This window comes from Vasconcelosia minhoensis LEGE 07310 (assembly GCF_015207255.1).
In the GTDB taxonomy this organism is placed as follows: domain Bacteria; phylum Cyanobacteriota; class Cyanobacteriia; order Phormidesmidales; family Phormidesmidaceae; genus Vasconcelosia; species Vasconcelosia minhoensis.
Genome location: NZ_JADEXG010000001.1, coordinates 110,358 through 124,381 on the forward strand (window position 1 = coordinate 110,358; position 14,024 = coordinate 124,381).

Below are 14,024 nucleotides of genomic sequence, written 5' to 3' on the forward strand. Positions count from 1 at the left end.
AGTCTAGCGGTAGGGATGTTATGGCTGGAATTATTCAATTCTGAATGTCAGGGGGTTAGAATCTTTCTTCGTAGGTTAATGGTTCCTTCATAAACAAGCGCTAACATGACCAGCAAAGCAAGCGTCTAGATTCCAGACGCTAGATCACCTGTAATTGCTGGTACAAAGCTCATGGTTGTAGCGCAAACGACAAAGACCTACCCCCTCTCAGCCGAAGAACTCTCTAAAATCAATGCCTACTGGCGGGCTGCTAACTACTTATCAGTAGGGCAGATTTACCTGCTCGACAATCCGCTGCTCAAGCAGCCACTCCAGCTGGAGCATGTGAAGCCTCGCCTGCTCGGTCACTGGGGCACCACACCAGGGCTGAACTTTATCTACGCTCATCTCAACCGCGTGATCAAGGCCCAGGACCTGAACATGATTTACATCACCGGGCCAGGGCATGGCGGCCCGGGGCTGGTGGCCAATACCTATCTAGAAGGAACCTACAGCGAGGTCTATCCCAATATTTCACCGGACGAAGCGGGAATGAAGCAGCTGTTCAAGCAGTTTTCTTTCCCCGGCGGCGTCCCCAGCCACGTCGCCCCAGAGACGCCGGGCTCGATTCATGAAGGCGGCGAGCTGGGCTATGCGCTGTCCCATGCTTTTGGCGCAGCGTTTGACAACCCCGACCTGATCGTGGCCTGCGTGGTCGGCGATGGCGAGGCCGAAACGGGGCCGCTGGCGACCGCCTGGCATTCCAACAAATTTCTCAACCCGGTCACCGATGGGGCCGTGTTGCCGATTCTGCACCTCAACGGCTACAAGATCGCTAACCCCACCGTGCTGGCGCGGATCAGCCATGAGGAGCTGGAGAGCCTGTTTGTCGGCTATGGCTACAAGCCCTATTTTGTCGAAGGCAGCGATCCCGAGCCGGTGCATCAGGCAATGGCGCGGACGCTGGAGGCCGCGATCGCGGATATCAAAGCGATCCAGCAGGAGGCCCGCAGCGGCGGCTCCAGCGAGCGGCCCCAATGGCCAATGATTGTGATGCGGACGCCCAAAGGCTGGACCGGCCCGGCTGAGGTGGATGGTAAAAAGACCGAAGATTTCTGGCGATCGCACCAGGTGCCGCTGTCAAACATGGCTCAGGAGGGCGACCATGTCCAGCAGCTAGAGCGGTGGATGAAGAGCTACCGGCCCGAAGAGCTGTTCGACGAAACCGGAGCGCTGATCCCCGAGCTCAAGGCCCTAGCGCCCGAGGGCGAACGGCGGATGGGGGCGAATCTGCATACGAACGGTGGCGTGCTGCTGCGCGACCTGAAGATGCCCGACTTCAGCGACTATGCCGTACCAGTCGAAAAGCCGGCTACCATCTATGCCGAAGCAACCAAGGTAACGGGCGGCTTCCTGCGGGACGTAATGAAGCTGAATATGGACAATTTTCGGCTGGTGGGGCCGGACGAGACCGCTTCAAACCGGCTGTCGGCGGTGCTGGAGGTGACCGATCGCACCTGGGCGGCCGAAATTAAACCTGAGGACGAGCACCTAGCCCCCGACGGCCGGGTGATGGAGATGCTCAGCGAGCACACCTGCCAGGGCTGGCTGGAGGGCTATCTGCTGACCGGGCGTCACGGCTTTTTCTCCTGCTATGAGGCGTTTATCCACATTGTGGACTCGATGTTTAACCAGCACGCCAAGTGGCTGAAGACCACCCGCCATATCGCCTGGCGGCAGCCGCTGGCCTCGCTCACCTATCTGCTCACCTCCCATGTCTGGCGGCAGGACCACAATGGCTTTTCTCACCAAGACCCGGGCTTTATCGACCATGTGATGAATAAAAAGGCCGAAGTCGTGCGGGTCTATCTGCCGCCCGATGCGAATACGCTGCTGTCGGTGACCGATCACTGCCTGCGCAGCCGCCACTACATCAACGTGATCGTGGCCGGTAAGCAGCCCTCGCTCCAGTACCTGGATATGGACAGCGCGATCGCGCATTGCACCAAGGGGGTCGGCATTTGGGACTGGGCCAGTAACGACCAGGGCAGCGAGCCCGATTTAGTCATGGCCTGCGCCGGTGACGTGCCGACACTGGAAACGCTGGCGGCGGTCGATATCCTCAGGCAAAACTTCCCTGAGCTCAAAATTCGCGTCGTCAACGTGGTCGATCTGATGACCCTGCAGCCCGAAAGCGAGCATCCCCACGGCCTCAGCGACAAAAATTTTGACAGCTTGTTTACCACCGATAAGCCGATTATCTTTGCCTTTCACGGCTATCCCTGGCTGATCCACCGGCTCACCTACCGCCGCACCAACCATCACAACCTGCATGTGCGCGGCTACAAGGAAGAGGGCACGACCACCACGCCATTTGACATGGTTGTGCTGAATGACCTCGATCGCTTTGACCTAGTGATGGACGCGATTGAGCGCGTGCCTAGCCTGCAATCGACCGGGGCCTACGTGAAGCAGGCGATGCAGGATAAGCTAATTGAGCACAAGCGCTATGTCACCGAGCGAGGCGACGATCTGCCCGAAATTAAAAACTGGCAGTGGCCCTATTAGCCGTTATGTATCGGATTGGCTTGTTAATTGAGAAGCTCTCGGTATACCTTAGGGGGCAGAGTATTTTGGCTGACCTGCTTTTAACGGCCAGGAACCAAACTATCTGCTCCCTCGCCTGACTGCCCTCTACTCCCGAAGATTCCTATGCAAGCTAGAGACGTCGAAACTTCCTTCGCCCGCAATTCTCCTCTGTCCGTTCAGGTTGAGGACGACCGCACCGGGCTGAGCCTGGAAACCCTGAAGCGCGCGTTTCTAGACAATTTGTTTTACGTCCAGGGCAAGTCGCCCGACATTGCCACCGCAAAAGATTACTACATGGCGCTGGCCTATACGGTGCGCGATCGCATGCTGCACCACTGGCTCAGCACCGGCCAGACCTACCGCAGAACCCACGCCCGCACGGCGGTCTACCTCTCGGCTGAGTTCCTGATGGGGCCGTATCTGGGCAATAACCTGATCAATCTGGGGCTCTACGACCTGTTTGAGCAGGCGATGGAAGAGCTGGGCCTGAACCTGAAAGAAATCATGGATCAGGAGCAGGAGCCGGGACTGGGGAACGGCGGCCTGGGGCGGCTGGCGGCCTGCTACCTGGACTCCATGGCCACGCTGGAAATTCCCTCCCTGGGCTATGGCATCCGCTATGAGTTCGGCATCTTCGAGCAGGCTTTTCACGACGGCTGGCAGGTGGAAAAAACCGATCAGTGGCTGCGCTGGGGCAATCCCTGGGAGGTGCGGCGACCCGAATGGGCCGTCCATGTCAAAATCGGCGGCCACACCGAAGGCTATACCGACCACCAGGGCCGCTACCAGGTGAACTGGGTGCCCGACAAAGTCGTCAGGGGAATTCCCTACGATACGCCGATTTTGGGCTATCAGGTGAACACGGCTAATACGCTGCGGCTGTGGCGGGCCGAATCACCGGAATCTTTTGACTTCGACGCTTTTAACCGGGGGGACTACTACGGCGCGGTCAATTCCAAAATTATTTCTGAAAATATTTCCAAGGTGCTCTACCCCAATGACGACAAGCTAGAGGGTAAGCAGCTGCGGCTGGAGCAGGAATTTTTCTTCGTCTCTTGCTCGCTGCAGGACATGATTCGGCTACTGATGTCAGAGGGGCTGCCGCTAGAGCAGTTCCCTGAGAAATTTACCGTACAGCTGAACGACACCCACCCGGCGGTCGCGATCGCCGAGCTGATGCGCCTGCTGGTAGACGACCACGAGATGGCCTGGGATCTGGCCTGGGAGATCACTCAGAAAAGCTTTGCCTACACCAACCATACGCTGCTGCCCGAAGCCCTAGAGCGCTGGCCGATGTACCTCTTCGGATCGCTGCTGCCGCGCCACCTGGAAATCATTTTTGAAATCAACCGAATTTTCCTCGACCAGGTACGGCTGAAGTTTGGCCCCGACAATGAGCGGATTGCCCGGATGTCCTTAATTGAAGAAACCGGCGGGCGCTATGTGCGGATGGCAAACCTGGCCTGCGTCGGCAGCCATGCGATCAACGGCGTCGCTGAGCTGCATACTGAGCTGCTCAAGGAAACAGTGCTCAAAGACTTCTACGAGCTTTTCCCAGAAAAGTTTGTCAACAAGACCAACGGCGTCACGCCGCGCCGCTGGATGGTACTGAGCAATCCGCGTCTGGCCAAGCTGATCGATCAGCATATCGGCACTGCGTGGCCGACCCAGCTAGACCAGCTCAGCAAGCTCGAAGCCTACGTGGACGATCCTGCCTTCCGCAACGAATGGCGAGAAATCAAGCAGGCCAACAAGCGCTTTCTAACCGCACGAATCGAGCGCCTGACCGGGATCAAGGTCAACCCCGACTCAATGTTTGACGTCCAGATCAAGCGGATCCACGAGTACAAGCGGCAGCAGCTGAACGCACTGCACATCATCACCCTGTACCGACGACTGAAGCAAAATCCCGATCTGGAGATTACGCCGCGCACCTTTATCTTTGCGGGCAAGGCGGCCCCTGGCTACTTCATGGCCAAGCTGATCATCAAGCTGATTACCGCCGTGGGCGACATTGTGAATCGTGACCCGGTGGTGCGAGACCGGCTCAAGGTGGTGTTCATCCCCAACTACAACGTCACCAACAGCCAGCCGATCTATCCTGCCTCAGACCTGTCTGAGCAAATTTCAACCGCCGGCTTTGAAGCTTCGGGGACGGGCAATATGAAGTTTGCGCTGAACGGCTCGCTGACGATTGGCACCCTGGACGGGGCCAATGTGGAAATTCGCGAAGAGGTCGGGGCGGAGAATTTCTTCCTGTTTGGGATGACGGCGGATGAGGTGACGGCGCTGAAGGCGAGTGGCTATCAGCCTTGGCAGTATTACGAAGAAAATGCCGAGCTCAAAGGCGTGATCGACCTGATCAGCTCTGGCTTCTTCTCCGGTGGCGATACGGAGACCTTCAAGCCGCTGATTGACAACCTGCTCCAGCAGGATCGATTCACTGTCCTGGCCGACTACCAGTCCTACATTGACTGTCAGGATCACGTGGGCAAGGTCTACCAGCAAGATCAGGAGAACTGGCTGCGGATGTCGATTCTCAACGCGGCTCGGATGGGTAAGTTTTCCTCCGATCGGGCCGTGCGCGAATACTGCAAAGAAATCTGGCATGTCGATCCGGTATCCATCGAGCTGCAGGAATACAGCAAAATGGTGGCCCATATTCAAGAGGGCGCAATCTAGCGTACTGGTATCGCCGTGAGTTTACAGATCTATTTCCTTCGCCATGGTGAAACCGAGGCGAGCCAGACCGGCGGCTACTGCGGCTCGATCGATCCGGCCCTGACCGAGGCCGGGACGGCGATGGCCGAAGCGTTTGGTCAGGTCTATCAGAAGCTGCCCTGGGAAGCCGTCTACGTCAGCCCAATGCAGCGTACCGTTGCGACCGCGAAGCCGCTCTGCCAGGCAGTGGGCTGCGCGATGGAGCAGCGCGACGGGCTGAAGGAGATCGACTATGGCGAATGGGAAGGCCAGACCCAGGCGGCAGTGCGCGATCGCTATCCCGAAGACTATGTTCGCTGGCTGGCTGAACCGGCCTGGAACCCGCCCACCGGCGGCGAAACCACGGTTCAAATTGCCAGCCGCGCCTCCCTCGTGATTGCTGAAATCGAAGAAAAGTATCGGGATGGCAATGTGCTGGTGGTCTCTCACAAAGCCACCATTCGGATTATCCTCTGCAATCTCCTGGGGATTGACCTGGGCCGCTATCGCCATCGGATCGATATGCCCGTGGCCGCGATTAGCGTCGTGCGGTTTGATAAGTATGGCCCGATGCTGCAACGGCTGGGGGATCGGTCTCATCTGCCGCCGGAGCTGGCGAATCGGGAGGGGACTTGAGGGAGTGATGGGGTGACCGAGTGATGGGGTGATCGAGTGATGGAGTGTGCGCGAAGCGTCGCCGTAGGCGTTAGGGATGGCCGAACGAGAGGCCTACGGTGATGAAAATTTTGGTGCTGAATGCGGGGTCGAGCAGTCATAAGTGTCGGCTGTATGAGCTGAATCAGCAAAATCGTGACCCCGCTCCGCCGCTGTGGCAGGGGCAGCTGGATTGGACCCATCAGCCTGGGCAGGTGGAGCTGTCGGTTGAGACGGCGGAGGGGAAGTCTCAGCAAACTGCTGTGGAGACGACTGACCGAACGGAGGGGTTGAAGGCGCTGCTGGAAACCCTGATTGAGGGGCCTACGGCAGTGATTGAGGCGCTGGGCGAAATCGATGCGGTGGGGCATCGGGTGGTGCATGGCGGTGAGGACTATCAGCAGAGCGTAGTGATTGATGCGGCGGTGAAGGACGCGATCGCGTCCCTAGCTCCCCTGGCCCCGGCTCATAATCCGGTCAATCTCCAGGGCATCGAGGCGATTGAGAAATTGCTGGGCAACGTTCCGCAGGTGGCCGTTTTTGACACTGCCTTTCATGCCCAAATGCCCGAGGCGGCGGCGACCTATCCGGGTCCCTACGACTGGCTCGACCAGGGAATTCGGCGCTATGGCTTCCACGGCACCAGCCATCAGTACTGTGCTGAGCGAGTGGCGCAGCTTCAGGGCGCTGACCTGGCTGACCTGAGGCTGATCACCTGTCACCTGGGTAACGGCTGCTCCCTCGCTGCTATTCGTCAGGGCCGCAGCGTCGATACCACCATGGGGTTTACGCCCCTGGACGGGCTGATGATGGGCAGCCGCTCTGGGGCGGTCGATCCGAGTATTCTGATCTACCTGCAGCGGCAGCAGGGCTATACGCCTGACCAGCTCGATCAGCTGCTGAATAAGGAGTCTGGGCTCAAGGGCCTCTCGGGCATTTCCAACGACCTGCGGGCGGTTTCAGAGGCCAAGTCAAAGGGCAATCCGCGGGCGCAGCTGGCCTATGATGTCTTTATTCACCGCCTCCGTCGCGGCATCGGCTCGATGCTGGCCAGCCTCGGCGGTCTGGATGCGCTGGTCTTTACCGGCGGCATCGGCGAGCACAGCCCGCCCGTCCGTCAGGCCGCCTGCGAGGCGTTTGGCTTTTTGAATCTCCAACTCGATGCCCAAGCGAATCAGCATACTGACGAATACCGCGATATCGCGACGGCTGAGTCGGCGGTGCGAATCTGGGCGATTCATACTCAGGAAGAATGGGCGATCGCGCAGGACTGCCTCAGGCTTCTGTAGCTCCTGAATTCGCTCTTGCAGCTTAGCCCGCGATACAGTATCTACTCCCGCTAAAAGCACTGATTCAATCTTGGACCGGCCCTTTGATTATGGTGCCATCATCCAGAACGGTATGATGGTACAAGCCTCTTTCACAGACGGGACCCCTAACCCACTTCAAAACGGCGTTGATGAAGTTAGCACCATCGCCTCGGCGGTATCTAAATTGGCTTCAGTGAGGTCGGCTCCAGTAAAATTAATTTCAAGCAGCTGAGCCCATTTGGTCAAACTGGCACCTCTCAAATTAGTATTGCTCAGGTTAGCTCTACATAGATCAGCCCCATCAAGCTTAGCTATGCTCAGGTTGGCCCCACTCAAATTGACTTTGTCCAACTTAGCTCCACTCAAGTCAACCCCGAAGAAATCTCGTTCCCCAGCAGCATAGCGCTCCAACAACTCCTCGACAGTCATAACTATAATCTCCAAAACACAACAATACCCACTTGGAGCTCATTCCTTCAGACTCTTCCATTCAACCTCAACCTCGTCATCAAGAACCTCCCCACCGGCCAGCTTGCCGAGGCCCAAATTGTCCACCTTGACAGCCAAGGCCACCCCATTGCAGGCACCATCCTCATAGAGGATGACGCCAACGGTACCGGCTGTTTCTAAGCGCTGCCGCGCCCGCTGCGCGAATGGCCCCATCCGAGAAAAGCTCCGAATTCAGCCTCCACACAACCGAGTATAACTTCCAAGCCACCTCAGACTCTATCGCCCACGGACACTACGACCTGCTCACCATCATCCTCCACGAGTTCGGCCACCTCGTCGGCTTCATTGCAAGCCAAGACCACTTCTAAGACTACGTTCACAACTATAGATGGCAACTTCAGCGTAGCCCTCACTGCCGACGGCAGCCACCTCGCCGACCCGCTGCGGCTGCAATGACGGTAAATACTTCATTAGAGGAGTGAGTTGTAGCAGTAGAAGCCGCGATCGCTAAGCTACAAGAACAAGCTTTAGTTTCCCAATCAAAAAATTGGTTTCAACAAGTTTCAGGGTCCTTCAAAGATGAGCCTGCCTTTGACCAGGTACTCGCTTACGGGAAAATGATTCGTCGGGGGGATGAGTCTCCTCTTGAAACGCAAGATGCTCCATGAAGTATCTGTTGGATACAGATCACTTGAGCATTCTCCAACGTCAAACAGGAAAGGATTACACCAACCTTTCGGCGCGCATGGTTCAACATCCGCTGTCGGACTTTGCCGTATCAATCATAACTTTTCATGAGCAAATTCTTGGCTGTCACGCATACATCAATCGCGTTCGCAGCTTAGATGATATTGTGAGAGGATATAACATGATGGAGCGTCTTATCAGCGATTATTAGAGTGCTGCCTCTCATTGCATTCGATGCTGATACAGCTATGGCTTTTGAGCAGTGACGGGTACAGCGGATTCAGCTAGCTACGATGGATGCCCGAATTGCAATGAAGCGCCGTCAGCCATGGCCACATGGCCGATGGCTCAGTTTCAGCGCTAGCGCCCGCTCAAAAACGATGCCGCTTGAACTTCGGAAAGCCCGGCTAAAACCTGGTCCGCAGTCGCCGTCCAGCCCAGCAGCGCATCCTGCGATCGCACCATTGCCAAAGTCGCCTGCTTAAACTCAGGAAAGTAGCTCTCAGTGGCGTCTTCGACCAGCAGACAGCGGTAACCCCGGTCGTTGGCCTCGCGTAGCGTAGACTGCACGCAGACTTCCGTGGTAACGCCGGTGATGATCAGGTGGGTGATGGCGTTGGCTTGCAGAATAATCTCCAGCTCGGTTTTATAGAAAGCGCCCTTGCCGGGTTTGCGAATCACCGTTTCACTCATATGGGGCAAAAGCTCCGGCACAATCTGGTTCCCCGGTTCGCCCAGCACCAGAATGCGGCCCATCGGGCCAAAATCGCCAATCCTGAGCTGACCCCGACCGCGATCTCGCTTCGCCGCAGGACAGTCCGACAGGTCGGGCTGATGGCCTTCGACGGTTTGGATAATCGGCAGGTTGCGATCGCGAAACGCCTGCTGCAAGCGCTGCACCGTCGGCACAATTGCCTGGAGCCGAGAGACGTCATTCCCCAGGGCCTCGCCAAAGCCGCCGGGCTCTAGAAAGTCTCGCTGCATGTCGATGATCAGCAGCGCCACCTGGGGATCGTCTGGGAACTTGTAGGGGTAGGGGAGGGCGGCAATCGTCGGCATGGTTTAGCTGGGTTCTAACTGTCCGGCCATCCGCTGGCCGATGGTGGAACGGTCGGCATCGGCGATCGCGCTTTCGTAGACCAGTCGGCCTTCGCTGATCACCAGAATGCGGTCGGCCAGGGTTAGCAGCTCGTCTAAATCTTCGCTCACCAGCAGCACGGCAACGCCGCGATTGCGGGCTTCGACCAGGGAGCGGTGAATAAACTCGACAGCGGCAAAATCCAGTCCAAAGCAGGGATTCGCGGCGATTAGCAGCCGGATTGAGTCCGACGACAGCTCGCGGGCCAGCACCGCCCGCTGCACATTACCGCCGGAAAGATGGCTGATCGGCGTCTCCACCGACGGCGTCTTGACTGAAAAGGTCTCTACCAGCTTGCGAGCCATCGAGCGAATCGCCCGGAAGCTCAGCAGCCAGCCCCATCTGGCCTGGGGTGGCTGGTCAAAGCTGCGCAGCGCCATATTTTCGGCGACGCTCATGTTTGGCAGACAGGCGTTGCGCAGGGGCTCTTCGGGCAGGGCAAAGACCTGATGCCGCGCCATTTCAGCCCGGGTGGCGTAGTAGGGTTCGCCCTGAACGCTGACGGTACCGCGACTCGCCGTGCGCTGGCCTGCTAGCACCTCGATGAGTTCCCGCTGACCGTTACCTGAAACCCCGGCAATGCCGACAATCTCACCGCTGTGAACCTGCAAGTCTATTCCTTGGATCGCGTCCAGGCCATCATTTCGCTGGACGTGCAGGTCTTTGACGCTGAGCACCGGGTGAGCGGCCAGGTCGATCAGCTTATCCACCGTCTGCGGCGGGCGAGACTGGCCTAGCATCATCTCAGCCAGGTCCTGATTGGTGAGATCCTGAACCTGCCCCTGGCCCGCTAGCTGGCCCTTGCGCAGAACCGTTACCTCGTCGGCAAACGCCTGCACCTCGCGAAACTTATGGGTGATCAGCAGAATGCTCAGCTTTCCCTGTTCTGTCTCAGCCTTCAGCAGCCCCAGCACCTCATCTGCCTCCCCCGGCGTCAGCACAGAGGTGGGCTCATCCAGAATCAGGATCCGGCTTTTCAAATAAATCTGCTTGAGAATTTCCAGCTTTTGCTTTTGTCCCGCCGCCAGCTGGGATACCGGCGTCTCCAGGTCAATCTGAAAGGGCGATCGCGCCATAAACGCCCGCAGTTCCTCATATTCCTGCTGCCAGCGAATTAACGCCTGTCCTTCATAGCGAGAGAGCACCAGATTTTCAGCGACGGTCATAGCGGGGACCGAGGTGAAATGCTGATACACCATGCCAATGCCGTGGGCATGAGCGGCTTGGGGACTGTGGATGGGCTGCGCCATCTGGTCAATCAGCACCTGCCCCGCCGTCGGCTGATAGAAGCCCATGACGCATTTTACTAAAGTGCTCTTACCCGCCCCGTTTTCACCTAGCAGCGCATGAATCGTACCGGGTTTAAGGGTCATCGAAACCTGGTCCAGTGCGACTAATCGGCCAAACCGCTTGGTCATGTCCACCACGTCAAGCTGGGGCGGACGGCTGGGCGGGTCGGCAGCAGTGGTTGGCGTCGGCGCGGCGGCAATATCCATCGCTAGTCCTGAATGGCCTGAATAAAATCGGCGGAGTCCGCGATCGCGCCAAACACCCCACCCTGCATCGTAATCATCTTCAGCGCCGCCTGATAGTTGCCGGAGTCGGTAGCGCCGGTGCAGTCCGAAAGCACCAGACATTCGTAGCCGCGATCGTTGGCTTCGCGCATCGTCGTGTGGACGCAGACATCGGTGGTAATGCCGGTCAGTACCAGGTTTTGAATCTGCCTGCGGCGCAGCAGCAGGTCCAGGTCAGTGGCATAAAAAGCCCCCTTCCCCGGCTTATCAATCACCGTTTCCCCCGGCAGCGGTGCCAGCTCGGGGATAATCTCCCACCCCGGCTCGCCCCGCACCAGAATTCTGCCACAGGGGCCAGGGTCGCCGATACCCGCGCCAATCTGCCGCGATCGCCACTGTTTATTCTCGGGCAGGTCAGACAGGTCGGGCCGATGCCCTTCCCGCGTATGCAGAATGCTATAGCCCAGCCGCCGCATCACCGCTAGCAGCTCTTGCAGCGGCTCAATCGGTGCCCGAGTCAAACTCAGGTCATACCCCATCGCATCGACATAGCCCCCGCGCCCGCAGAAGTCAGTCTGCATATCAATCACAACCAGCGCCGTATTCTCAGGCCGCAGATCGCCATTGTAAGGATAAGAATAAGGCTCTGACTTAACGGTTCTTCCCATCACCCCTAACGCCTACAGCGACGCTTCGAAAACACCCCATCCCTCTACCCTCTACTCTCCATCACCCCAGCCACCTCAGCCGAAATCTCCTCCCCCTCATACGTCCGACTCGGAACAGGAAACCCGCAGGACGTCCCATCTTTATGCACCACCTGTTCTTCCCAGGGGAGGCGATAGCTGCCGTCTACCAAATCTTTCATATAGGTATAGGGACAGTCCTGCGCCCCGCCCTTAACGGCAACATAGCCGCGATGACCGAACTGGTAAATGTTGTTCTCAACCGCCCAGTGCTGACGGGCCTCGCGCACCAGGTCGGGGCGCACTTCGGCAGTGATGATTTCATCGGGACGGTGGCTGCCCAGGGCCAACGGCACCCCGTCAAAGTTGACGATCATCCCTTCGCCCATGGAGTCGAAGCTGCCGTCGCTGCCGCACATGCAAACTGAGGCGGTCGCCATCAGGTTGCAGAAGGCATTGGCCTGGTTGGTAATCTGCCAGCTGTGACGAATTGGGGCGGTGTAACCCGCCGTCCGCAGCATAATTTCCGCCCCTTTGTAAGCGCATTCTCGCGCCATCTCGGGGAACATGCCGTCGTGACAGATAATCAGGGCCAGGGTGCTGTCGTTTGGACCTTCGCAGACGGGGATACCGATGTTGCCCGGTTCCCAAGGCTCAACCGGCACCCAGGGATGGAGCTTGCGGTAGTACAGCTTGAGTTCGCCTGCGCTGTCAATAATCAGGCCGCTGTTGTAAGGGTTACCCTGGGGGTTGTATTCCATGATCGAGAAGCAGCCCCAGATGCTGTTCTCCTGACAGGCCCGGCGAAAGGCGGCGACTTCTGGTCCGTCTAGCCGACACATGATGTCGGGATTAGTATCCATCGAGAGGCCGTGCAGCGCATATTCGGGGAAGACCACCAGATCCATCGAGGGCATGTTGCGCCGAGCCTTGGCCACCATGGCGCAGATCCGATCGGTCTGCTCGGCTAGATCGTCGGGCGTCACCACCTGGGGCAGCTGGAGCTGCACCATCCCCAGCACCACGCCGTTGGGAGATTTATTCAGGCCGCCAAGTCCACTCATGGAGTCATTACATCGCTACGGGTTTAAATGTGAGCGATCGCGCTTCCCCGATTCTGTGTCCTATGCTGCATCTTTAGGTATTTTTCTTAGCTGCCTCAACTGCCGCCCGATAGGCTCGCCAGCCGCCGTATTGGGTAATTTCTATCTGCCCTTCGACTGTCAGCGGCTCGCCAATCACGCCCAAGACGGTTTCCCCATCGGCCAGCGTCACCTTGCCAATTGCCAGCCCCGGCGGCTCCTGCACGAGAATTTGCCCTAGCCCCGCCGGGGGAACCTGCCAGACCTCCAGCGCGATCGCGCGTCCCCCGGCTTTGACTCGTACCATGGCGGGATAGCGATCGCCAATCGTCCACAGCCGATACGCGGGCTCCGTCTCGGCCTCTCGCTCAAAGGTCGCCCCCACGTCCACCAAATTTGGATTCAGCTCCAATCCTTTCATCAATGTGCCATTCACGGCCAGTTTCAAAAACTCCATCAGCAGTCTCCTAAACGTAGTCCCAATTTAACCACGAGCCTTGAGGAGGGCGGCCATGTTCTCGACAGCTTTCTGCGCCACTCAGGTCAGCATTCATGCCAACGGTATTTAACGATAATGGCTTTAGAGGCATGGTTTATCCTAACGACCACGATCCAGTTCACGTGCATGCCTATAAGAGGGGCAGCCAAGCCAAAATTAACGCTAAGACTTTAGAGCTCATAGCCGTCATGGGAGAATATTCCAAAAAAGACCTTAAGAAAGCGAAACAGTTAACCGCAAAGTATCAAGCGGTAATCTTTGAGAAGTGGGAGGAACTCTATGGTTGACTATCTTGATATAGATGCAGCGGTGGACGCCGAAATTGCGGCGGCCCGTGCCGAAGGCCAACGTCAACAGCAGACCCAGCACCACGCCCAACGAGCTTATTACAATCGTGCGACTCGACGGCTGCACATCGAGACAACAGCGGGAATACAGCGCTCGTTTGATGTAAACCTGCTGCAAGGCGTTGCTGGCGGCTCTGAGAGCGCGATCGCAAATATCGAAATCATGGGCAACGGCATGGCGCTGCATTGGCCCGAACTCGATGCCGATCTCTTGGTGCATAGCCTGATGCAGGGCGTCTATGGAACGGAGAAATGGATGAATTCATTGGTCAAATAGTAGTTTTAAATTTGGCTATCTCCGGAGATAATATTCAATGCAAAATGCGTCGCTGGCCAAGCGTCTAGAAGGCGCGATCGCAGATTTACTTCAAAATTGGCCGTGACTCAAG

The 14,024-nt window shown here is 57.6% G+C and carries 14 protein-coding genes; 7 read left to right on the plus strand and 7 right to left on the minus strand.

What is annotated here, in order from left to right:
* Window positions 1–171: 171 nt before the first annotated feature.
* The 4 genes from IQ241_RS00520 (at window position 172) to IQ241_RS00535 (ending at window position 7,211) form a co-directional block, all read left to right on the plus strand.
* Complete coding sequence (locus IQ241_RS00520) at window positions 172–2,547, plus strand: phosphoketolase family protein (protein ID WP_193904455.1); 2,376 nt, start codon at window positions 172–174, stop codon at window positions 2,545–2,547.
* Between the two features lie 144 nt (window positions 2,548–2,691).
* Entirely contained in the window at window positions 2,692–5,250 is a 2,559-nt protein-coding gene (locus IQ241_RS00525; protein ID WP_193904456.1) for a glycogen/starch/alpha-glucan phosphorylase, read from the plus strand.
* A 15-nt stretch (window positions 5,251–5,265) separates the two neighbouring features.
* Window positions 5,266–5,904 carry a histidine phosphatase family protein gene (locus IQ241_RS00530; RefSeq protein ID WP_193904457.1) on the plus strand — a complete coding sequence of 213 codons (639 nt, stop codon included), beginning with the start codon at window positions 5,266–5,268 and terminating at the stop codon, window positions 5,902–5,904.
* Window positions 5,905–6,005: 101 nt separating this feature from the next.
* Window positions 6,006–7,211, plus strand: coding sequence for an acetate/propionate family kinase (locus tag IQ241_RS00535; protein ID WP_193904458.1), 1,206 nt, complete (start codon window positions 6,006–6,008; stop codon window positions 7,209–7,211).
* A gap of 156 nt (window positions 7,212–7,367) precedes the next feature.
* Here IQ241_RS00535 and IQ241_RS00540 read toward each other — a convergent pair whose 3' ends face one another.
* Both IQ241_RS00540 and IQ241_RS00545 read right to left on the minus strand, forming a co-directional pair.
* Window positions 7,368–7,661 carry a pentapeptide repeat-containing protein gene (locus IQ241_RS00540; protein ID WP_193904459.1) on the minus strand — a complete coding sequence of 98 codons (294 nt, stop codon included), beginning with the start codon at window positions 7,659–7,661 and terminating at the stop codon, window positions 7,368–7,370.
* A 39-nt stretch (window positions 7,662–7,700) separates the two neighbouring features.
* A complete protein-coding gene (locus IQ241_RS00545; protein ID WP_193904460.1) occupies window positions 7,701–7,895 on the minus strand; it encodes a hypothetical protein in 195 nt (64 codons plus the stop codon).
* Window positions 7,896–8,358: 463 nt separating this feature from the next.
* Here IQ241_RS00545 and IQ241_RS00550 point away from each other — a divergent pair, with 463 nt between their 5' ends.
* Window positions 8,359–8,580 (plus strand): hypothetical protein, encoded by a 222-nt coding sequence (locus IQ241_RS00550; RefSeq protein ID WP_193904461.1) that lies wholly within the window; start codon window positions 8,359–8,361, stop codon window positions 8,578–8,580.
* 149 nt (window positions 8,581–8,729) lie between these two features.
* Here the strand turns inward: IQ241_RS00550 and IQ241_RS00555 are convergent, their stop codons facing one another.
* The 5 genes from IQ241_RS00555 to IQ241_RS00575 form a co-directional block, all read right to left on the minus strand.
* Window positions 8,730–9,428 carry a cysteine hydrolase family protein gene (locus IQ241_RS00555; protein WP_193904462.1) on the minus strand — a complete coding sequence of 233 codons (699 nt, stop codon included), beginning with the start codon at window positions 9,426–9,428 and terminating at the stop codon, window positions 8,730–8,732.
* Between the two features lie 3 nt (window positions 9,429–9,431).
* A complete protein-coding gene (locus tag IQ241_RS00560; RefSeq protein WP_193904463.1) occupies window positions 9,432–11,003 on the minus strand; it encodes an ABC transporter ATP-binding protein in 1,572 nt (523 codons plus the stop codon).
* A gap of 2 nt (window positions 11,004–11,005) precedes the next feature.
* The gene (gene biuH, locus IQ241_RS00565) at window positions 11,006–11,689 is read right to left on the minus strand and encodes a biuret amidohydrolase (protein WP_193904464.1); all 684 of its coding nucleotides are present in this window, start codon (window positions 11,687–11,689) and stop codon (window positions 11,006–11,008) included.
* Between the two features lie 44 nt (window positions 11,690–11,733).
* The gene (locus tag IQ241_RS00570; protein WP_193904465.1) at window positions 11,734–12,771 is read right to left on the minus strand and encodes a formamidase; all 1,038 of its coding nucleotides are present in this window, start codon (window positions 12,769–12,771) and stop codon (window positions 11,734–11,736) included.
* Between the two features lie 73 nt (window positions 12,772–12,844).
* A complete protein-coding gene (locus IQ241_RS00575) occupies window positions 12,845–13,246 on the minus strand; it encodes an allophanate hydrolase-related protein (protein WP_228021237.1) in 402 nt (133 codons plus the stop codon).
* Window positions 13,247–13,341: 95 nt separating this feature from the next.
* Here IQ241_RS00575 and IQ241_RS00580 point away from each other — a divergent pair, with 95 nt between their 5' ends.
* Window positions 13,342–13,575 carry a DUF4160 domain-containing protein gene (locus tag IQ241_RS00580; RefSeq protein WP_193904466.1) on the plus strand — a complete coding sequence of 78 codons (234 nt, stop codon included), beginning with the start codon at window positions 13,342–13,344 and terminating at the stop codon, window positions 13,573–13,575.
* Window positions 13,568–13,912 carry a DUF2442 domain-containing protein gene (locus tag IQ241_RS00585; protein ID WP_193904467.1) on the plus strand — a complete coding sequence of 115 codons (345 nt, stop codon included), beginning with the start codon at window positions 13,568–13,570 and terminating at the stop codon, window positions 13,910–13,912. The genes IQ241_RS00580 and IQ241_RS00585 overlap by 8 nt, the downstream gene beginning before the upstream one ends.
* Window positions 13,913–14,024 lie beyond the last annotated feature (112 nt).